This window comes from Haladaptatus sp. CMAA 1909 (genome assembly GCF_043952005.1).
Taxonomy (GTDB): domain Archaea; phylum Halobacteriota; class Halobacteria; order Halobacteriales; family Haladaptataceae; genus Haladaptatus.
Genome location: NZ_JBIOAV010000001.1, coordinates 718,060 through 736,937 on the forward strand (window position 1 = coordinate 718,060; position 18,878 = coordinate 736,937).

Sequence of the window (18,878 nt, forward strand, 5' to 3'; positions counted from 1 at the left end):
AATGTGAAAAATTCCACATGTATATTAATTTTAATAAGTCTTTTTAATGGATTAGCGTTTGACGATAGTCAATGGCTAGTGACGAGTCCGAAACGCTCGGGAACGGGGGTCCCGACGACACCGGACCGAACGGTATCCGCCTCTCGGACGGGGTTCCACCACGTGTGGCCGTCGGGTCGTACTCGTGGGAGGAGTTCAAAGAGGAATTTTTCCACGAGGACGGGATGCCGCCGACGAACTGGCGGGGAAAACCGCGTCCGTTTCCGGCCGAGGAGTTCCTCGGCTTCGACCCCGACGGGACCGACGCTCGCGTCGAAACCGCCGCGGAAAACGCGTCGGCGCTCGGAAACTACTTCGAGTCGTTCCTCGACTACGAGGGGACGCCCGTCGCGCTCGGGAGCTACTATTGGGAGCACTTTCGCTACGAGTACTACTACGACCCCGACCGCGAGAAACCGCACGAAAAACCTCGGGACGAGGAGGGTAACGTCATCGAGTTCGAGAAGGCCGATTGGCTCGGCTTCGACCCCGACGAACTCTCCGAACGGCTCTTTCGCGGCGCGTTCGCCGGAGATCGCGGAAGCGACCGATTCGAGGCGTTCCTCGACCCCGCGACCACGCCTGTCACGGTCGGCGAGTACATGTGGGAGCACTTCCGCTACGAGTACTACTACGACCCCGACCGCGAGAAACCGCACGAAAAACCTCGGGACGAGGAGGGTAACGTCATCGAGTTCGAGAAAGCCGACTGGCTCGGCTTCGAGGAGGAGGACCTGCCGGATTTGCTCACCGAGGGTGCGGCCAAGGCGCGGAAACTCCTCGAAGTCGAGGACGAGCGGACGCTCGACGTTCCCGAAGAACTGGACGAGGACGCCTTCTTTTCGACCGTCGAGGGGCACACGACGGTCGTCAACCGATACGATTTGGAGAAGGCGGTCGCGCTCCCGAAGAAGAGCCACTTCCGCGAGGTGGACCGGTACTGGGTGAACAAGCCCTATTCGTTCGTCATCATCTTCCACTCCGAGCGGGAAAACGAGACCAAATACTACCTCGTGGAACCGTATCGAACGCGAATCGAGGAGGACCTTCGGGAGTTCCTGACCGGCAAACTCAGGACCTCCATCAAGTACGCCAGCGACGAGGTGGTCGTGGAGGCCGACGAGGAGGCCCGCGAGGACGTCATCGGGCGCGAGGCGCTTCGCCTCCTGTCGCGCTACGACCTGTACATGCTCGACGACGACCAGATCGCCGACCTGCTAAGTGGGATGCTTTCGGGGTACGACGACGCACGCGAGACGTGGACGCGGTACGCCGCCGAACTCGAAACTCGAACCGACGACACGCTTCGAACCCTCCGCGAGCGGACGGAACCGTACGTCGAAAGCCTCCGAGAAAGGAGGCCGGATGCCATCAGTTCGCCCGATGCCGAGTCGAAGTCGGAATCGGATGCGGAAGCGACGTCGGAATCGGACGAGTCGGCGTCGGAACCGAGCGTCACAGACCCGGACGAACCAAACGTCGAGGACGGTGCCGAAGACGGCGATAGCGAGTCCGAGCGCGAGGGCATCGAACGAGCGAGGCAAGTGGAAAAAGCGGAGAAAACGAAGGAAGCAGACGAAGCAGACGCCGCCGAGGAAGCGGAGAGAGGGGAAGGTGAGGACGTCGATGATATCGAGGACGATACAGAGAGCGACGGCGTCGAAGACGCGGTCGAAAGCGACCGGACCGAAGGGGGAGACGAAACGCCAGCAATAGAGGAAGGGGCCGAGATCGATGGGACGGGTAAAAACGAGGAGGTCGACGGTGAGGAATCCGAGAAAGTGGAGGGGACGGAAAACCCCGAAACCGAAACGGGAAGCGACACTGACGCGCAAGGACGGAACACGGACCGAACGAAAGCCGGGAGCGAAGCGGTCGAAACCGCCCCGCAGAACGTCGGATCGGAGACCGACGGACCCGTCGTCGCGACGAAACCGGTCGAACTGTCGGATTCGGTCGACCCGTCGGCCTCGGACGAATCGGCACCTACCGTCGAACCGAGCCGAATCGAGGAGTTGCGGACGTGGTGGGAGGACCTCCTCCGCGAACACGCCGGGGAAGAGGGCCTTCGTCGGACGGTTCGGACCCGAATCGAGGGGATCATCGAGGAACACGAGGTGGACGAGACGGGCGGCGAACTCGACGGCATTATGGCCCGGCCGGAACCCGCCCTGTTGGAGGAGGACGCGGACACGCTGACGGAGTATCAGGTCGAGAAACTGCTGTACGTCCTAAAGCGGAACTTCATCGGGTACGAGCGTATCGACGGCATCAAACACGACATCAACGTGGAGGACATCTCCTGTGACGGCTACGACTCGCCGGTGTTCGTCTACCATTCGGACTACGAGCAGGTCATCACGAACGTCTTTCACGAGGTGACCGAACTGGACGATTTCGTCGTCAAACTCGCCCAACGGTCCGGTAAGGGCATCAGCAAGCGCCAACCGCAGGTCGATGCCACGCTCCCCGACGGGTCCCGTGCCCAGTTGACGCTCGGGCGCGAGGTGTCGGACCACGGGACGAACTACACCATCCGGCAGTTCAAGGACGTGCCGTTCACGCCCATCGACCTCATCAATTGGAACACCTTCTCGCTGGAGGAGATGGCGTTCCTCTGGCTCGCCATCGAGAACCACCGTTCGCTCATCTTCGCCGGGGGGACGGCGTCCGGGAAGACGACGAGTCTCAACGCCGTCTCGCTGTTCATCCCGAGCAACACGAAGATCGTCTCCATCGAGGACACGCGCGAGGTGGAACTGCCCCAGCGCAACTGGATCGCGAGCGTCACCCGCCCCTCGTTCTCGGACGACGACAAGGGCGACGTGGACGAGTTCGACCTGCTGGAGGCCGCGCTCCGCCAACGCCCCGACTACATCGTGATGGGCGAGATTCGGGGGGAAGAGGGGCGAACGCTCTTTCAGGTCATGTCCACGGGGCACACGACCTACACGACGTTCCACGCCGACACCGTGGGCGAGGTGCTGAAACGGTTCACGACGGAGCCAATCAACGTCTCGAAGACGCTGTTCACCGCCCTCGATCTGGTGTCCGTCCAGACCCAGACGCGGGTAAAGGGGAGCAAGGTGCGCCGGACGAAGTCGCTGACGGAAATCAACCATTACGACACGGAGAACGACGAGATCAACGTCAAGGACGTGTTCCAGTGGCGCGCCGAAACGGACGAACACGAACCGCTCACCGGGTCGAACACCTTGGAGGAGATAAAGTTCGACCGCGGGTGGGACCAGTCGCGGTTGGACGAGGAGTTCCTGAAACGGCGGACCATTCTCGCTTACCTCATCGACAACGGTCTGAACGAGTACACGCAGGTCGCGGCGACAATTCAGGCGTTCATCAACGATCCCGACACCATCCTCGCGCTGGTGGCGAACGACGCGCTCGAAGACAGCCTCGCCGACCTCCGCGAGATGGAGAGCGTCCTCATCGACATCGACCCCGAAAAGGAGGAGATGGTCCCGCGACCCGATCCGACCCGGGAAATAGCGGATCTGTCGGAGGATATCCTCGCCGAGGCGGAGGACCGACTGTTCGACGACTATCGGGACGTCTCCGTCTCGGAGAAGGGTCTCGCCGTCGCGTTGGCGGAGACGGCGAAACCGACGGACGACAGGGACACCGACGGTCCGCGAGGCGGGAGCGAATCGAGCTTCGAGCGGGACCCCGGTTTCGGCCGCGAAGCCGACGTCGAACGGGAATCAGAGAGCGTTCCCGATTCGACGCTCGACGACGACCCGTTCGGCGGGTTCGAGGAGGCGACGGTCACGGACGACGGGAACGACGAGGACGACGAAGACGGCGAAGACGAAGGGACGGCGGAATCGGAGGACGACGGATGAGTTTCGGTTCCGCGTCGACGGGAGGGGGGTCGAGTGCGGACGCGCTCGCCGACGCCTTCTATCCGCTGTACGAGCGTCTCTTCCCCGAGAACAGCGATTTCGTCGCCGATTTGGAAGGAAAACTCGCCGAGGCGCGGATGTCCGAGACGGCGGAACTGTACCTCTCGCGAGGCCTCGCGATCGGAACGCTCGCCGGACTCGTCCTGTGGTTGGTCGGTCTGTTTCTCGGGTATCTCCTCCTGCGGTCCGGCGTCGTCGGAACGGGCGTTTGGCTCGGAATGCCCGTCTCGGGAACCGTCGCCGACGTGCTGAACGCGCTCAAGGTTCCCGCGCTGGTCCTCGGAACCGGCGTCGTCCTCGGCGCGGTCGGATTTTTGGCCGGTTTCGGAACGGTACTCGTCATCCCGTACAGCCGTGCCGGGGAGCGAAAGCGGGAGATAAACATGCTCCTGCCGGACGCCGTCTCGTTCATGTACGCCCTCTCCATCGGCGGGCTGAATCAACTGGAAATTCTGGAGGCGATGGCGAAGGCGGACGACACGTACGGGGAGGTGTCACGCGAGTTCCAGAGCGTCGTGCAGGAGACCGACTACTTCGACATCGACTACCGAAACGCCATCAGAAAGCGGGCGCTCGAAACGCCGAGCGACGAGTTGGCCCAGTTTTTCACCGACATGCTCTCGATAATCAACAGCGGCGGGAACATGACCCGGTTTCTGGACGACAAGAAGGACAAACACATGCGGACTGCCAAGCAGGAACAGGAGTTGACGCTCGAAACCCTCGAACTGTTCGGCGAGATGTACATGACGCTCTCGCTGTTTCCCCTGCTCCTCATCATCATTCTCGTCATCATGAGCATGCTCGGAAAGGCACAGGAGATACTGCTCTACGGGACGGTGTACGCCCTGATTCCGATCATCGGTGTCGGCTTCCTTGTCCTCGTCTCGACCGTGAAACAGGACGAAGTGGGTGACGGCTACCTCGACTCCGGTGAGGGGACGAACCGCCTCGAAACCGTCTCCGGGTCCGGCCTCCTCCACCTCGGACTCGTCGAGGAGTTCGTCGGCGAGTTTTCCGTCTTCGACCGAATCAAAAGCCGGGAGGGAACCCACACCACCCTCGAACTGCTGAAACGACCGCACGTCTTCTTCCGCGACAATCCGCTGTACGTCCTCGGCATCACGGTTCCGACATCGGTGGTCCTCGTCGCCAGCGCGGTGTGGACGGGGGCCGTGGCGTCGTCGTTCGACGGTCTCCGGGCGAACCCCACGTGGACGACGTTCGTCTACGTCTACATCCCGTTGTACGTGAACGGGTTTCCGCTCGCCGTCTTCCGCGAATGGAACGTCCGCTCGCGCCACAAGGTGATTCGGAAGCTCTCGGACGACCTCCGCAAACTGTCCAGCGCGAACGACACGGGCCTGACGCTGCTCGAATCCGTGAAGACCGTCGCCGAGACGTCTTCGGGAACGCTCGCCGACGAGTTCGATCGGATGCACGCCAAGGTCGAGTACGGGATGAACATGAAGGCGGCGCTCATCGAGTTCAACAACCGGTATCACATCCCGCGACTCGCCCGGACGGTGAAGCTCATCAGCAAGGCACAGGAAGCGTCGAGCCAGATTACGGCCGTTCTGACCACGGCGGCACGGACCAGCGAGAATCAGGACGACATCGCGCGGGAGCGCCGGTCCCGCGCCCGGATGCAGGTCGTCATCATCATGATGACGTACCTCACGCTCCTCGCCGTGATGGCGATTCTGAAGACACAGTTCCTCGACGTGATGGCGAACCTTTCGGCGAGTGCGGGCGGAAGCGGGGGGGCCGCTGGGACGGCAGGTGCGGGTTCGTCCGGTCCGAGTTTCGGCGGCGGCGTCGATACCGACACGCTCTCGATGCTCTTTTTCCACGCCGTGACGATTCAGGCCATCCTCTCGGGGTTCATCAGCGGCTACATTCGTGACGCGGACCTCCTGTCGGGCGTCAAGTTCGCCGTCGTGCTGGCGACGACGGCGCTCGGCGTGTGGATGGTGGTGGGCTGACCATGGACGACCGAGGCCAGACGCTGAACGACTACGTGCTCGGTATCAGCGTGTTCCTGTTGACGGTGGCGTTCGTCGTCGCATTTCTGCCGAGCATCTTCACCCTGTTCAACGCGCCGATAGACGATTCGACCAGCGCTCGCGCGAGTCGCGGCGCGACGCTCATCATCGACGACCTCTCCGTCGAGGGACGACCGAACGTGTTGGACCAAAGCCGAACCACGACGTTTTTCGAGCAGAACGAGACGGAACTCCGTCGGGTGCTCGGCTTCCCGCGGACGACTGACGTCAACGTCACGCTCGTCGATGCGGAAACCGGAATCGTCGATCAGTCATCGGGCGGTACGCCCGGCGACCGTCCGACCGCAGCGACGGGTCGCATCGTTCGAATCGGAGCGAACACCTACCAACTGACGGTGAGAGTATGGTAGACGACAGGGGGCAGGCGTACACGCTGGAGGGGTTCGTCGGCGCGCTCGTCGTGCTGACCGCCCTGCTGTTCGTCTTCCAGTCCATCGTGCTGACGCCGACGACGGCGGGGACGGTGGACCAGGACGTGAAAGCACAACTCCGCGTCCAAGCGAACGACGCGCTCAGGACCGTCGATAGCGACGGAACGCTGGAAAATCTCACCCGGTACTGGAACGCGAGCGGCGGGTTCGCCTACGCGAACGAAAGCGAAGTGGGATACGGCTCGGAACCGCCCTGCGCGCCCGTCCGTTCCCCGGAAGACGTGTGCGACTCGCTCGGCGAAACCCTCCACGACGCGTTCACGGTTCGCGGCTACACGTACAACCTCTACGTGAGCTATCAACTTCCGGACGACCCGACGGAAGTCGCCACGGAGCGCGTCGTCTACCGCGGCGTGCCGTCGGCCAACGCGGTGACGGCGAGACACACCGTCGTCCTGTACGACGACCAGCGGTTGACCGCCCCGGAGGACGGCGGGAACGCGACGCTCGAATCGCTCGGCTCGAACGGGTTCTACGCGCCCGACGCCGACGAGGACGTGGTCTACAACGTCGTGGAGGTGCGGTTGGTCGTATGGTAGACGGAAGCGAAAGCCGTCGCCTGCGCGGCGACGACCGAGGACAACTCATTCTCGTCGGCGCGGTAGTCATCGCCATCGCGCTGGTGGGCGTGGTCGTCGTCCTCAACAGCGTCCTCTACACGGAGAACGTCGCCAACCGGGAACCGATTTCGTCGACGCGCGACGCGCGGGATGCACACGCCCTCGTACGGGAGGACATCGGGTCGCTCGTTCGACGGGTCGATTACGAGGAACGGTACGATTCGCCGAACGCGGTCCGAACAGCGGTCAACGCGAGCGTCGCGGAGTACGGGACGCTCATCGGACTCCGACTCTCCCGGCGCTCGCCCGCCTCGTTGAACCTCACCGTCGTCGACGAAACGGTCGGAACGGGTATCGAACAGGACCCCGGCGGGAACTTCACGAACGCGACCGATGCGAGCAACTGGACCGTCGCGCGGAACGCGGACGTTCGACGGTTCGTCGCGACGGTGAACCGGTCGTCGCTTTCGACCGACGCCAACGCTTCTTTCGCGGTGACGACCACCGACGGGTCCGCGAACTGGACTCTCTCGCTCTATCGAAACGGGAGCGACGTCGTCGTGCGAACGAACGGGTCCTCGATTCCGACGGCGAGTTGTAATGTCACCGCGGACCGACTTCGAATCGACTTCCGCAACGGCACCGCATCGGGCTGTTCGTTCACGTTCGCTGACGGCGTCGGCGACGGCTACGACGTGACGTATCGGAACGGCGCGAACGCGAGCGGAAACTATTCCATCCTCCTCAACGGAACCGACGCGACGATTCCGTCGGAGTCGGTCCACACTGACTTCGACGCGTCGCCGTACCGAACGTACGTCGTGTACGACGTCTCGGTTCGGTTGACCTACGCGACGCCGGAACTGACCTACCGAACGCTCCTTCGAACCGTCCTCTACGAACCATGATTCCTACGCGACTCGCGGCCGACGACAGAGCGGTTTCGACCACCGTCACGTACGTGCTGACGATGGCGATTACGGCGGTACTCCTCGGCGGACTCATCACCGCCGCCGGGGGACTCGTTGAGAACCAGCGAACGCAGGCGGTACGGAACGAACTCGGCGTCATCGGCGAGCGAATGGCTGGCGAGTTAACGAGCGTTGACTCCCTCGTGCGGGCCGGGGAGAACCCCACGGTTCGACTGCGCGCGACTCACCGACGACAGGTCGCGGGCAGATACTACTCGGTCGAACTCGTCACCGACGGTCCGCCGTGTCCCGGTCAGCAGTGTCTCGTCCTCTCCACCGACGACGTGACGGTGACGGTCCCGTTCGCCACGGAAACGCCGGTTCGTCGGGGGAACGTGTCCGGCGGCACCGTCGTCATCGAATACGACACCGCGAACGGAACGCTCGGGGTGACGGCCCCGTGACGTTCGACGAGCGCGGGGTGAGCGAGGTGCTCGGCTTCGTCTTCATCTTCGCCATCATCGTGGCGTCCGTCGGTCTCCTCTACGTCAGCGGCGTCGGGTCGTTGACCGACGCCCGCAACGCGGAGCAGTCGCGCAACGCCCAACGGGCGTTTTCGGCGCTGGCGACGACGTTCGACGACCTCCAGCGTGGTCGCGCTCCCGCCCGCGCCGGAGAGGTTCGCCTGTCCGGTGGAACGCTGTCGGTGGAACGGGGAACGGAACTCCAAGTCATCGTTGACCAGACGAGTCCGTCCGCGGTCGAGTTCGATCGAACGTTGTCACACGGCGCGCTCGTTTACTCCCACGACGGCAACGTCGTGGAGTACGAAGCGGGGGCCGTCTTCGGTCGAAGCGACGGCGGAAGCTTCACCATTCGCCCACCGGCGTTCGCCTGCGGTCCCGACCGGGCGTTCGTCTCCTCGGTTTCGGTCGAACGGGGAGGTGGCTCCTCCGCGGTCAGCAAGCAGGGGTCGGTCCTCCTCGTCGGGCGAACCGCATCGACGGAACTCGTCTTTCCGACGGACGGGACCCCGCAGGATGGGGTACGAGCCACGACGGTCAGGCTGAACGTCGGGTCGTCACCCAACGGTGCCGCGTGGCGTCGCTACTTCGAAGCCAACGGATGGTCGAAAAACGGGACGTGGTACGAGTGTCACACCCGGCGGGCGGTCGTTCGCGAGACGACCGTCGTGTTCGCAATCCGGACCTGACCTCACGATGCCCGCTCTATCGTCACCTGATTCATCGTCACGTGGACGCGGAAGTCTTCCGGTTCCCCGACGCTTCCCTCCTCGTGAATCGAGATGAGGACCACCGCGTCGTTGTAGTCGGGGTCGCCGCTGCCGCATTTCCCCGTCCCGATGTCGTCGGTGGTCGCGTCGGCACAGGAGAGTTCGTACACCAACACGAACTCGTTCGGATCGAGGTCGAGGTAGCCGGTGTCGTTGATTCGGTCGCCGAGCATCTGGGACATGTTCCGCTGTTCGGGATTCGCGGAACCGTACCCCGGCACCTCCATTCCGTCGGCGAGTAGTACGACGTTCCCCTCGTTCGTACCCGATCCGTCGGCCTCGACGACGATGTTGGTCATCAGCGACCCTTCGTAGTCGGTCCTGTAGGACTCCCAGACGTAATCGTACCGCTCCCTGCCGGATTCGTACTGGTTGAGTCGCTTCGTCGCCGAGGACCCCCAATCGACGGAGCCGATTCCGTACGCGGTTCCCTCCACGCTGATGACGTCGCCCGCGGTTACGTTTTCGGAGAAGTGATAGCCCTCGTCGTGGGTCGGATCGTTGATGTCGTGTCTGATGACGTCCGTCGACCCGACGCCGTCGCCCCACGGTTCGTAGGTGTCCCCGCCGATGTTGATGCGCATGTTGATGGGGGCGTTTCGTTTCGTCCCGTGAACCTCCCACTCGTCGGTCGTGTCGTTGTAAACCCAGTCCAGATCGGTTCCCGAAGAGATCTCCGTCCCCAGCACGTCCACGCTGACGGAGGCGTTCCGCTGGGCACTGACGCTGTTGTCGTCGCTCCGGGTCGTCGAACCGCTCAGGATGACGGTTAGCGACGCGGTTTCGTTGCCGTCGTCCACCGTCACGGTCCCGCCGTCGACGTGCGTTCTGAAGAAGTCCGCCCACGCCCGGTAGTAGTCGCTTTCGACGGTGAGCGTCGCGTTGTCCGGCGGGGAGCACCGCGGCGCGTCGAACGCCTCGCGGAACTCCTCGCTGTCGGCGCGGGAGGCCGTGACGTTCTTCGTCGCCCGGAGACGCTCGACGGGGCCGCTCGCGGACCCGGTGACGTTCACCAACTGAAAGCTGAAGGTGCCGTTTCGGTACTGCATGTCCGGCGGCGATATCATGACGCTCCCGTTGCCGGTTCGCTTCCAGACGCCGCCCGCTTGGTACGCCACCACGTCGCCGTCCTCGCCGCGATACTCGATGGCACCGAATTCGATACGCTTGCGACACGCCGCGTTCGACCCGTTCACGAGCGAGATGGTCATGGCCCCGTCGTGTGTGACCTCGACGTTGCCGTCCTGGCCGCTGAAATCGAGGACGTGTTCGTTGTTCGTCCCGAACGCGACTTGACTCAATCTGGCGTCCACCTCCCGCATCGCGTGTTCCGCGTTCCGTACCTCCACCGCTCCACGAATCTCGTGGACGGCCGTCGAACCGATGAGGAGGACGCCCACGACGGAAACCGTCACCAGACCAATCATCAAAACGACACCGATAAGCGGGGATTGCCCACGGCGGTTTTTTCGGAGGGTGTCCGATTCCCGATGTGTCATAGTCTCGACTTCCATCTCGAAGCTGTATAAATCTATGCCAAGAAGTCTACAGAAACGAATGGTCGATAATCGAATCGTACCGTCGACGAACGACCGAGCACGACACAAAAAATTGATACCTTTATCGTCCGAATTCCCGTATCGTGTTCGACTCGGAGGAGGCGTTCGTCGGCGCACTGCGGTCCCGCTTCGAGTCGTCGCTGATCGCGGTGGCCGACGGCCGACGCGAGGAGTACGACCTCCTCTTTTCGCGCGAGGACGTCGAGGGGCGGTTCCGCCCCGAAGATTTCGACCGGATTCACGACGGGTCGCTCCTCCGGCGCGACGCTCGCGAGGACGCCGAAAACGTGTTCCGCGCCGGATCGCTCGACTTCGCCATCTACACCTTCGACGAAGCCGTCGTCATCCAATTCCTCCACGGCGAAGGGTCGCTGTTCGTCGCGTTCGAGGACGGCGACGTTCCGCTGTTGCAGGCCGTCGAACTGTGTTCGGAGTGGGTTCGGTCGGACGTCTGATTCGCCCGTTCGGAATACCGTTCCGCCGCGTGACCGGCCGCAGTGGGCGGATCGGAGGTCGTTCGCTCCGATCAGTTCCCTGACGATCCCGAGACGCGACGAACCGCAACCCCGTAGAATGGTCGTTGGGCACAGTAGCCGCTCGGTGCGTCCTCGCAGACGAAAATCGTCGCGATTCGGTAGGTTCTGGGCGGAAGTCGCTTCCGCGTCGCCCACGCGATTCCTTCCCGTCTTCGGGTTTCTCCCTCGACGGTGGCGAACAGGTAGCGATAGAGGAGCGTTCGCTCCTCGAAACAGTCGGCTTCGGTCGGACCGAAGGTCCCCTCGACCCGCCCGACGTCGAGTCGGTCGTTCACGTCCAGGGTCGGGTCGTCTTCGGGCGTGATGTCACAGGTGTACAACAACCGCGGCGGCCCCTCGGATTCGGTCCGCGTCGCCGTCGCGTTCGCGGCCCCGAGGGCCGCAAACGTCCCCGTTGCGGCCATTCGGCGAAGCAGTTCGCGTTTCGTTTGGGTCGTGTTCGGTGTCATGGGTGGTTTGTTTCGATTCGCGCCGCCTACCATCGGGACGCGATTAGCTGTTCTGCTCCGTCTCGCCGAGGAACTGTATGAACGAAACGAATCGAGGACAAAGTTGATGTTTGACGAATAGGTACGTCGATTATGGTCCTCGAAAACGGTTGGACGGTGTACGACAAATTGGCCGGCACGTTCGCGCTCGTCCTCATGACCGGTTACTACCTCACACCGGTTCAGAGCGCTGTCGTGGCGACGCTGGACGTCGTTCTCAGCCCGCTCGCCACGCTCGTTCCCGTCTCGGTGTTCCTGTTCGGGTTGGCCGGTGCGACCGGACTGTACTCGACGACGCTTCAACTCCTCCTGCAGGACTCCGACGCGATGGAGCGGTTGCAGGAGCAGATGAAAACCCTGCAGGGGAAACTGCAATCGCCGCCGGACGACGACGCGGACGCCCTCGGAGACGACCAACGCGAACTGATGCGGTCGTGGATGACGATGCTGAAACTGCAGTTCCGCCCGATGGTGTGGAGCATGCTGCTCACGATACCGGTGTTCCTGTGGATTCGCTGGGCGATGATGAATCCCGCGGCGGCGACGATTCCGGTCGCGCTCTCGCTCCCCGTCGTCGGGCACGTTGCACTGACCGCCACCCTCGTCGGCCCGGTGAAAGTCTGGCTCGTCTGGTACCTCGGCGGGTCGATTTCGTTCACTTTCGTCTCGCGGCGCGTGCTCTCGCGCGTCCTCGCGTGAACGCGAAAAACGGAAGACAAAAAGAACGAAAACCCAAATCGGAACTCCTCCACCCCAACCCGGCGACTCGTCTACGTCGGCATGATGACTGCACGGCCCTCGATTTCGCCATGTTCCAGCTTTTCCGCGACGGAGTTGATGTCGTCGAGGTCGTACCTCGTCGTGTGAAGCGTCACGTCGCCCCGTTCGACGAGTTTCACGAGTTCCTGTAATTCCGTGTAGCGGCCCACCAGCGTTCCGCGGTAGGCGAACTCGCCGTCCACGAGCGACTGGGAGGGTTCGTGGACGTGGCCGCCGTAGCCGACGATGTGGTGGTCGCCGCCGGGCGCGACGATGTCAGGGGCGTAACCCGTCGTCTCGTCCGCGCCAACGAAGTCGATGACCTGTTCGGCACCCGCGCCGTCCGTAATGTCCGTTATCGTGTCCGGGACGTCCTCCGAACTCGGATCCACCGTGTGGTGTGCGCCGAGGCCGTCGGCCAAGTCGCGGGCGTCCGCTTTCACGTCGAGCGCGGTGATTTCGGCGGCGCTCATCGCGTCCAGACATTGCAGGCCGATGTGGCCCAGTCCGCCGACGCCGATGACGACGGCGTGGTCGCCGGGGTTGAGTTCACGGGTGGCCTTCTTGACCGCGTGGTAAGCCGTGATTCCGGCGTCGGCGTGCGGTGCGATGTCCACGGGGTCCACCCCGCCGGGGAGAGGGATGACCGCGCGTTCGTTCGTGAGCAGGAATTCGGCGAACCCGCCGTCGGTCGTCAGGCCGGGAAACTGGACGTTCTCGCAGTACATGTCCTCGCCGAGGCGACACTGGCGACACTGCCCGCAGGTCATCACCGGATGGCAGATGACCGTGTCGCCCTCCTCGACGGTTCGGACCTCGCTCCCGACTTCGACCACTTCACCGGCGTTCTCGTGGCCGAGCGTCATCGGGAGTTCCTGTTCCACGTAATCCGTCCACATCCCCTCGATGACGTGGTTGTCCGTCTGGCACCACCCCGCCCCTCGAACCTTCACGACGACGTGATTCGACCGACTCGCCTCCGGCCGGTCCACGTCGTCGATTTGCAGGGCGTCTTCCATATCCTCCGTGTACTCGTGCAGGCGTGCGGCTTCCATGGCGCGTAGAATAACCGCCGAATTACGCATAAACATTCGTGTACTACCCAGCTCGGATATGATTTCCGCACCACATATAACACGATTGTAAATGAAGATTATGTGCTAGTAGCCCGTTACTTTGGGCGGTATGTACCGTGGAACCGGAGACGGTCGATGGGAGGACAAGGAGGACCTGTTCGTCATCGACTCACACATTCACTTCTGGGACGCGAGCGAGGAGAACATCATTCACGAGGGCGGCGAGCAGTTCATCCGCTGTTTTTACGATTACCACACTGGATTCACACCGCCGGAACGGGAGTGGACGTTGGAAGAGTATCGCAAGTATTCACAGGAGCGCATGATAGAGGACCTGTTCGGCAACGGTGCCGTGGACATGGGTATTTTCCAGCCGACGCACTTGGAGGAGTTCTACGACGAGGGCTTCAACACGGTGGATACGAACGCCGACTTCGCGGCGGACCACGAGGACCGCTTCATCGTCAACGGCCGTTTCGACCCGCGCGAAGGCGAGGAGGGGTTGCGGGAACTCGAACGCCAGAAGGAGGAGTTCGACATCCAAGGCGTGAAACTCTACACCGCCGAGTGGCTCGACGATTCGAAGGGGTGGCGACTCGACAGCGAGGAGGCGTTCGAGTACCTGGAGAAGTGTGTCGAACTGGGCATCGAGAACATCCACCCGCACAAGGGGCCGACGATTCGACCGCTGAACAAGGACGCCTTCGACGTGAAGGACGTGGACGACGCCGCCACGTCGTTCCCGGACCTGAACTTCGTCGTGGAACACGTCGGTCTCCCGCGATTGGACGACTTCTGTTGGCTGGCCGCGCAGGAACCCAACGTCTACGGCGGCCTCGCGGTCGCCGCGCCGATGGCGCAGAACCGCCCGCGGAAGTTCGGGGAGATAATGGGCGAACTCCTCTACTGGCTCGGCGAGGACCGCCTGCTGTTCGGGAGCGACTACGCGCTGTGGAACCCCGACTGGCTGGTCGAGACGGTCATGAACGCCGAACTGACCGAGGAACAGAAAGATGAGTACGGCGTCGAGTTGACGCCGGAAGTCATGCGCAAAATCATGGGTGAGAACGCCGCCCGGTTGTACGACATCGACATCGAGGAGAAAAAGCGGCAGTTCCGCGAGGACGCCATCACCGAACAGTTCGGGTTGGAAACGCACTACGAAACGACGGACTCCACGACGGCCGACTGACCATGTCGACGGACACTCCGAACGCGAACGAACCGGGAGCGAACGGATCGAAAACCAACGAGCCGAACACGGACGAATCGAAAACGGCCAACCGTGACGAAAACGGCGGAGGGGTTCCCACCCGAGCAGCCGTCCGGTCGGCGCTCGACGGCGTGACCGACCCCGAACTCGACCGGTCCATCGTGGAACTCGACTACATCGACGACATCGAAATCGAGAGCGACGAACGCGACGACTCCGACGACCCCGAAAAACCCGGCGCGCACGTCGGAGTGACGTTCACGCTCCCGACGGCGTGGTGCTCGCCGGCCTTCGCGTGGATGATGGCCCTCGACGGGCGGGAGGCCGTCGAAGCGATTCCGGGCGTCGCCCGCTGTGAGATGTATCTGACCGACCACATGCACGCACAGGAAGTCACGGAGGGCGTCAACGGCGGGTGGGACTTCGACGAGACGTTTCCCGACGCCGACGGGGGAATCGAGGCGACCCGCGCGACCCTCGATTCGAAGGCTCGACTCGCACGGCAGTACGTCGCCGTCGAGGTGCTGCTGGCCGCGAGCGTGACCCACGAGCAGATAGCGGTACTGTCCCGCGAGGACGTGAATTTCCTTCCCGGCGGGGAGTACGCCACCGTCGACGTTCGGGACGGCGCGCTCGCCGTCGTGGTGGACGCCGACCCGCTGGTTCGGTATCTCGAAAAGGGAGCGCAAGTGGGCTGTTTCGCCGACGGCGACGGACGCCTCTTTCGAACGCCGGAGGGGGACCCCATCGACCCGGACCGGGTCGAACTCGTCCACCGCCGGGCGCGACTCGCACGGGTGAACATGGACGGCCAGGGCGGCGTCTGCGATGCCCTTCACGAGGCACGTCGTTCCGAATCAGCGTGTCGGTAGCCGCGTCTGCCGGGAACGCTCCCGGACTTCGGCTTCGAGGTCCAGCAAGCGTCGCTTCGTCGCGACTCCGTCGGCCGCCGAATACCCCTTCAGCGACCCGTCGCTCCCTACGACGCGATGACAGGGAACCACCAACGGGACGGGGTTTCGACCGCACGCTTGCCCGATGGCGATGGGCGTCGTATCGAGGGCCGTGGCGAGTTCGCCGTAGGTCCGCGTTTCCCCGTACGGTATGTCGGCCATCGCGTTCATCACCGTCCCGGTCATTCCGTCGGGAACGGTGACGTGCAGGTCGAATTCCGTGCGGTCGCCCGATTCGTACTCTCGTATTTGGTTCCGGATTTCCCCGCTCGATTCAGAAACGAGCGACTCGTCGATGTCGATGGTCGTTTCGAAGATGTCTGCGTTCATATTGGTGCTCCTGCCGGTGTCCGAACTCCTTCGTGATTCCCTATGCCGGTGGAGGATATGACTCCTGGGCGCGGACCGAAACTGATCCCGGTCGAATATGCGACTTCGACGCGCTCGTCGCGTGTGATTAGATGGTGATTCGAGACCGGAACTCGGGGACCCCAGTTACGCCGGTTTCGACTCGAAACAGCGCACCCGCTGCCGGCCCGTTCGCTTCCTTGTCTTCTCCGCCACCGGAGGTCACGTAGGCGTCCGCGTACTCCTCCCCGCCGAACGTTATACTGGTCGTCTTCTTCGCTGGCAGATCGATTTTCCTCTCCTGGGTTCCGTCCGGCGAAAAACGGTAGAGGCCTCCACCGTTGTAGCGAGCGGACCAGATGTGTCCCTCCGAATCGACGGTCAGTCCATCGGGAACTCCGTCCCCTTCTGGGGTCCGCACGAACGTCGTTTGGTTGGATATCTCGCCCGTCTCCTCCTCGTAATCGAACAGATAGATCTTCCGCTCGTTCGATTCGGTGACGTACATCCGTTCTCGGTCGGGAGTGAACCCCATGCCGTTCGGAATGTCCATTCCGTCCAGCACCTCGACGATACTCCCATCGGTGTCGAGTCGATACAGACTGCCGAGATGGTCCTCCGTCGGCATGGTCCCACAGAACACGCGCCCTTTCGGGTCCGCGATGACGTCGTTAAACCGGGAGTCCCCTTCTCCACAGATTCCGTCGACGACGGTGGTGAGACAGCCGTCTTTCCATCGTTTCACTTTCCCCTGTTCCATGAAGAGCAGGAGGGACCCGTCGTCCTGAATCGTGTAGCCGCCGACGACGTCTCCGTCGTAAAACTGCTCGTGCTCCCCTGTGTCCGGATCGTAGCGGAACATCCGCCCGGTCGGAATGTCGCCCCAGTACACCCGCCGTTCCGTCGAATGCCAGAGCGGCCCCTCGCCCGTCACACAGTCGTAGTTGGCGATGACCTCGTACTCCTTCGATTCGTCTTCTTTCGCGCTCGACATCTCCGACGTACTACCGCCGCTGACGCCTCCCGTCGTAGCCATACCGATGAACGCACCCGTTCCTTCGATCACTCGCCGTCGGGAAACCGTCCCCGAACACAGGTCGGTTATCGTTTTTTTAGCCATAAGTCCTCAAGTGTTATTATTCTAATAATGAATAATAGTTTTTGAAGATAAATATTATTTACAGCGTGGAGGAATTATCGAGGCGACACGAATCGACCGTCAGTTCGGTACGATTCGTGAGGCGATTCGATACGTATGGGTTTTCTCACGGATAATTACTACTGCTAGAAAAAATAATTAAGTTGCGGTAATCCATGGTATTAATTGAAATCGGAGGTCGTTGACCACCCAGCTCGGTTTTGCGATTGGGCGAGCAGCGGCACCCGATGGAGAGGAAATTAATGAGTCCAGACGATGCAAGCGAACCGACAGGCGAGGAACAGACCAGTAACCGATTCGACCGCCGAACGTTCTTGAGCACCGCGGCAGTCTCGCTCGGCGGCGGGGTCGCCACCAACACTGCGAGTGCTGCCTCGGGGCAGGTCCACACCGAGGCGTTTGACGGAAACGAGTGGACGCTTCGCTGGCGCGACGAGTTCAACGCTGGATACATCGACACCGGCATCTGGAACTTCGAAACCGGCAACAACAACGGTTGGGGAAACAACGAACTCCAGTACTATCGGAGCAACAACGCGTGGACCGAGAACGACCACCTCGTCATCGAGGCCCGCGAGGAGCAGTACGGCGGGTGTGATTACACCTCCGCGCGGATGACGACCCAAGGAAAGTACAACAAGCAGTACGGTCGGGTGGACGTGCGCGCCAAACTTCCCTACGGACAGGGCATTTGGCCCGCCATCTGGATGCTCGGGTCCAACATCGGCTCGGTCGGGTGGCCCGACTGCGGCGAAATCGACATCATGGAACTCATCGGCTCCGACCCCGACACCGTTCACGGAACCATTCACGGTCCCGACTCCGGCGGAGCGGGCGTCGGCGGGTCCTACAGCCAGAGCAACTGGTTCTCGGACACCTATCACACCTTCACGCTGACGTGGTACCCCGACGCCATCAAGTTCTTCGTGGACGGCCAGCAGTTCTTCGTGACCACGCTGTACGACGCGCAGAACGCGGGCCGCGAATGGGTGTTCGACGACGGGCCGTTCTTCTTCCTGCTCAACGTCGCCGTCGGCGGGAACTGGCCGGGCGCGCCCGACGCCAGCACGCAGTTCCCACAGCGGATGGAAGTGGATTACATCCGCGTGTACGACTGGGTCTGAGACGAGTGTGCGAAAAAACGGGCGGACGGTCGAACTCTCTTTTTGACGGGTAGTGACGTCGAGGTGTGTTGGACGAAACGACGACTACTAACTGGCCGTTTCGACGATTGCGACCATCGACGAGTTGGTTCGCTCGCCTCGTCGTCCGCTTCATCACTCACTCGTGAGTGTTCTGTCCGCGCAATTCGAACATGGCTCCCGGACTCACTGGACAGCCGCACGGTTGACACGCGTGACTGCCCGGCCCGTGCGTCGCGACCAGCAACACTGTCTCGCCACAGACGGGACAGTCGGGGAACGTTTCTCGTATCGAACCGTCGTCGTCCGGCGAGTTCTCGGGGAGCATGACTTTCCGATGGATACGGAGACCACCACGGACCGATTGCACTGTTGTGGCTCTCCACAGGGTGGGCAGTCCGTGAGTGGTCTCCGTGGCAGCAAC

At 62.5% G+C, this 18,878-nt stretch carries 18 protein-coding genes; 12 read left to right on the forward strand and 6 right to left on the reverse strand.

What is annotated here, in order from left to right; translation table 11 throughout:
• Positions 1-71: 71 nt before the first annotated feature.
• Genes ACGYLY_RS03940 through ACGYLY_RS03970 form a run of 7 tightly spaced genes read left to right on the forward strand, consistent with a single transcriptional unit; the run spans position 72 to position 9,140 of the window.
• Positions 72-3,899, forward strand: a complete 3,828-nt coding sequence (locus tag ACGYLY_RS03940) for an ATPase, T2SS/T4P/T4SS family (protein WP_395282883.1) — start codon at positions 72-74, stop codon at positions 3,897-3,899.
• Positions 3,896-5,944, forward strand: coding sequence for a type II secretion system F family protein (locus ACGYLY_RS03945; RefSeq protein ID WP_395282882.1), 2,049 nt, complete (start codon positions 3,896-3,898; stop codon positions 5,942-5,944). Before ACGYLY_RS03940 ends, ACGYLY_RS03945 begins: the two co-directional genes overlap by 4 nt.
• 2 nt (positions 5,945-5,946) lie before the next feature.
• On the forward strand, positions 5,947-6,375 hold the full coding sequence (locus ACGYLY_RS03950; RefSeq protein WP_395282881.1) for a hypothetical protein: 429 nt from the start codon (positions 5,947-5,949) through the stop codon (positions 6,373-6,375).
• Positions 6,369-6,995: a hypothetical protein gene (locus ACGYLY_RS03955; protein WP_395282880.1), complete on the forward strand. Its 627-nt coding sequence runs from the start codon at positions 6,369-6,371 to the stop codon at positions 6,993-6,995. The genes ACGYLY_RS03950 and ACGYLY_RS03955 overlap by 7 nt, the downstream gene beginning before the upstream one ends.
• Entirely contained in the window at positions 6,989-7,924 is a 936-nt protein-coding gene (locus ACGYLY_RS03960; RefSeq protein WP_395282879.1) for a hypothetical protein, read from the forward strand. Before ACGYLY_RS03955 ends, ACGYLY_RS03960 begins: the two co-directional genes overlap by 7 nt.
• Positions 7,921-8,391 (forward strand): hypothetical protein, encoded by a 471-nt coding sequence (locus tag ACGYLY_RS03965; RefSeq protein ID WP_395282878.1) that lies wholly within the window; start codon positions 7,921-7,923, stop codon positions 8,389-8,391. Before ACGYLY_RS03960 ends, ACGYLY_RS03965 begins: the two co-directional genes overlap by 4 nt.
• Positions 8,388-9,140 carry a hypothetical protein gene (locus ACGYLY_RS03970; protein ID WP_395282877.1) on the forward strand — a complete coding sequence of 251 codons (753 nt, stop codon included), beginning with the start codon at positions 8,388-8,390 and terminating at the stop codon, positions 9,138-9,140. The genes ACGYLY_RS03965 and ACGYLY_RS03970 overlap by 4 nt, the downstream gene beginning before the upstream one ends.
• 2 nt (positions 9,141-9,142) lie before the next feature.
• On the opposite strand, the gene ACGYLY_RS03975 is transcribed toward ACGYLY_RS03970, so the two are convergent.
• Positions 9,143-10,720, reverse strand: a complete 1,578-nt coding sequence (locus ACGYLY_RS03975) for a hypothetical protein (protein WP_395282876.1) — start codon at positions 10,718-10,720, stop codon at positions 9,143-9,145.
• A 143-nt stretch (positions 10,721-10,863) separates the two neighbouring features.
• Here ACGYLY_RS03975 and ACGYLY_RS03980 point away from each other — a divergent pair, with 143 nt between their 5' ends.
• A complete protein-coding gene (locus tag ACGYLY_RS03980; protein WP_231182904.1) occupies positions 10,864-11,235 on the forward strand; it encodes a hypothetical protein in 372 nt (123 codons plus the stop codon).
• A gap of 71 nt (positions 11,236-11,306) precedes the next feature.
• Here the strand turns inward: ACGYLY_RS03980 and ACGYLY_RS03985 are convergent, their stop codons facing one another.
• The gene (locus tag ACGYLY_RS03985; RefSeq protein WP_395282875.1) at positions 11,307-11,765 is read right to left on the reverse strand and encodes a hypothetical protein; all 459 of its coding nucleotides are present in this window, start codon (positions 11,763-11,765) and stop codon (positions 11,307-11,309) included.
• 132 nt (positions 11,766-11,897) lie between these two features.
• Between ACGYLY_RS03985 and ACGYLY_RS03990 the strand changes: the two genes are divergently transcribed.
• Entirely contained in the window at positions 11,898-12,503 is a 606-nt protein-coding gene (locus ACGYLY_RS03990; RefSeq protein ID WP_395282874.1) for a DUF106 domain-containing protein, read from the forward strand.
• Positions 12,504-12,574: 71 nt separating this feature from the next.
• Here ACGYLY_RS03990 and ACGYLY_RS03995 read toward each other — a convergent pair whose 3' ends face one another.
• Positions 12,575-13,618 (reverse strand): NAD(P)-dependent alcohol dehydrogenase, encoded by a 1,044-nt coding sequence (locus tag ACGYLY_RS03995; protein WP_395282873.1) that lies wholly within the window; start codon positions 13,616-13,618, stop codon positions 12,575-12,577.
• A 130-nt stretch (positions 13,619-13,748) separates the two neighbouring features.
• Here ACGYLY_RS03995 and ACGYLY_RS04000 point away from each other — a divergent pair, with 130 nt between their 5' ends.
• Positions 13,749-14,831, forward strand: coding sequence for an amidohydrolase family protein (locus tag ACGYLY_RS04000; protein ID WP_395282872.1), 1,083 nt, complete (start codon positions 13,749-13,751; stop codon positions 14,829-14,831).
• A 2-nt stretch (positions 14,832-14,833) separates the two neighbouring features.
• The gene (locus ACGYLY_RS04005; protein ID WP_395282871.1) at positions 14,834-15,724 is read left to right on the forward strand and encodes an iron-sulfur cluster assembly protein; all 891 of its coding nucleotides are present in this window, start codon (positions 14,834-14,836) and stop codon (positions 15,722-15,724) included.
• On the opposite strand, the gene ACGYLY_RS04010 is transcribed toward ACGYLY_RS04005, so the two are convergent.
• Together ACGYLY_RS04010 and ACGYLY_RS04015 are read right to left on the reverse strand one after the other, a co-directional pair.
• Positions 15,710-16,135 carry a methylated-DNA--[protein]-cysteine S-methyltransferase gene (locus ACGYLY_RS04010; RefSeq protein WP_395282870.1) on the reverse strand — a complete coding sequence of 142 codons (426 nt, stop codon included), beginning with the start codon at positions 16,133-16,135 and terminating at the stop codon, positions 15,710-15,712. The two genes, ACGYLY_RS04005 and ACGYLY_RS04010, sit on opposite strands and share 15 nt — an antisense overlap.
• A gap of 127 nt (positions 16,136-16,262) precedes the next feature.
• A complete protein-coding gene (locus ACGYLY_RS04015) occupies positions 16,263-17,147 on the reverse strand; it encodes an SMP-30/gluconolactonase/LRE family protein (RefSeq protein WP_395284161.1) in 885 nt (294 codons plus the stop codon).
• A gap of 407 nt (positions 17,148-17,554) precedes the next feature.
• Between ACGYLY_RS04015 and ACGYLY_RS04020 the strand changes: the two genes are divergently transcribed.
• Positions 17,555-18,436 carry a family 16 glycosylhydrolase gene (locus ACGYLY_RS04020; protein ID WP_395282869.1) on the forward strand — a complete coding sequence of 294 codons (882 nt, stop codon included), beginning with the start codon at positions 17,555-17,557 and terminating at the stop codon, positions 18,434-18,436.
• A 157-nt stretch (positions 18,437-18,593) separates the two neighbouring features.
• Here ACGYLY_RS04020 and ACGYLY_RS04025 read toward each other — a convergent pair whose 3' ends face one another.
• Positions 18,594-18,824, reverse strand: coding sequence for a hypothetical protein (locus ACGYLY_RS04025; RefSeq protein WP_395282868.1), 231 nt, complete (start codon positions 18,822-18,824; stop codon positions 18,594-18,596).
• Positions 18,825-18,878 lie beyond the last annotated feature (54 nt).

Coding starts and splice junctions, on each gene's coding strand:
- ACGYLY_RS03940 (WP_395282883.1), top strand. CDS start 72: ATGGCTAGTGACGAGTCCGAAACGCTCGGGAACGGGGGTCCCGACGAC.
- ACGYLY_RS03945 (WP_395282882.1), top strand. CDS start 3,896: ATGAGTTTCGGTTCCGCGTCGACGGGAGGGGGGTCGAGTGCGGACGCG.
- ACGYLY_RS03950 (WP_395282881.1), top strand. CDS start 5,947: ATGGACGACCGAGGCCAGACGCTGAACGACTACGTGCTCGGTATCAGC.
- ACGYLY_RS03955 (WP_395282880.1), top strand. CDS start 6,369: ATGGTAGACGACAGGGGGCAGGCGTACACGCTGGAGGGGTTCGTCGGC.
- ACGYLY_RS03960 (WP_395282879.1), top strand. CDS start 6,989: ATGGTAGACGGAAGCGAAAGCCGTCGCCTGCGCGGCGACGACCGAGGA.
- ACGYLY_RS03965 (WP_395282878.1), top strand. CDS start 7,921: ATGATTCCTACGCGACTCGCGGCCGACGACAGAGCGGTTTCGACCACC.
- ACGYLY_RS03975 (WP_395282876.1), bottom strand. CDS start 10,720: ATGACACATCGGGAATCGGACACCCTCCGAAAAAACCGCCGTGGGCAA.
- ACGYLY_RS03985 (WP_395282875.1), bottom strand. CDS start 11,765: ATGACACCGAACACGACCCAAACGAAACGCGAACTGCTTCGCCGAATG.
- ACGYLY_RS03990 (WP_395282874.1), top strand. CDS start 11,898: ATGGTCCTCGAAAACGGTTGGACGGTGTACGACAAATTGGCCGGCACG.
- ACGYLY_RS03995 (WP_395282873.1), bottom strand. CDS start 13,618: ATGGAAGCCGCACGCCTGCACGAGTACACGGAGGATATGGAAGACGCC.
- ACGYLY_RS04000 (WP_395282872.1), top strand. CDS start 13,749: ATGTACCGTGGAACCGGAGACGGTCGATGGGAGGACAAGGAGGACCTG.
- ACGYLY_RS04005 (WP_395282871.1), top strand. CDS start 14,834: ATGTCGACGGACACTCCGAACGCGAACGAACCGGGAGCGAACGGATCG.
- ACGYLY_RS04010 (WP_395282870.1), bottom strand. CDS start 16,135: ATGAACGCAGACATCTTCGAAACGACCATCGACATCGACGAGTCGCTC.
- ACGYLY_RS04015 (WP_395284161.1), bottom strand. CDS start 17,147: ATGTCGAGCGCGAAAGAAGACGAATCGAAGGAGTACGAGGTCATCGCC.
- ACGYLY_RS04020 (WP_395282869.1), top strand. CDS start 17,555: ATGAGTCCAGACGATGCAAGCGAACCGACAGGCGAGGAACAGACCAGT.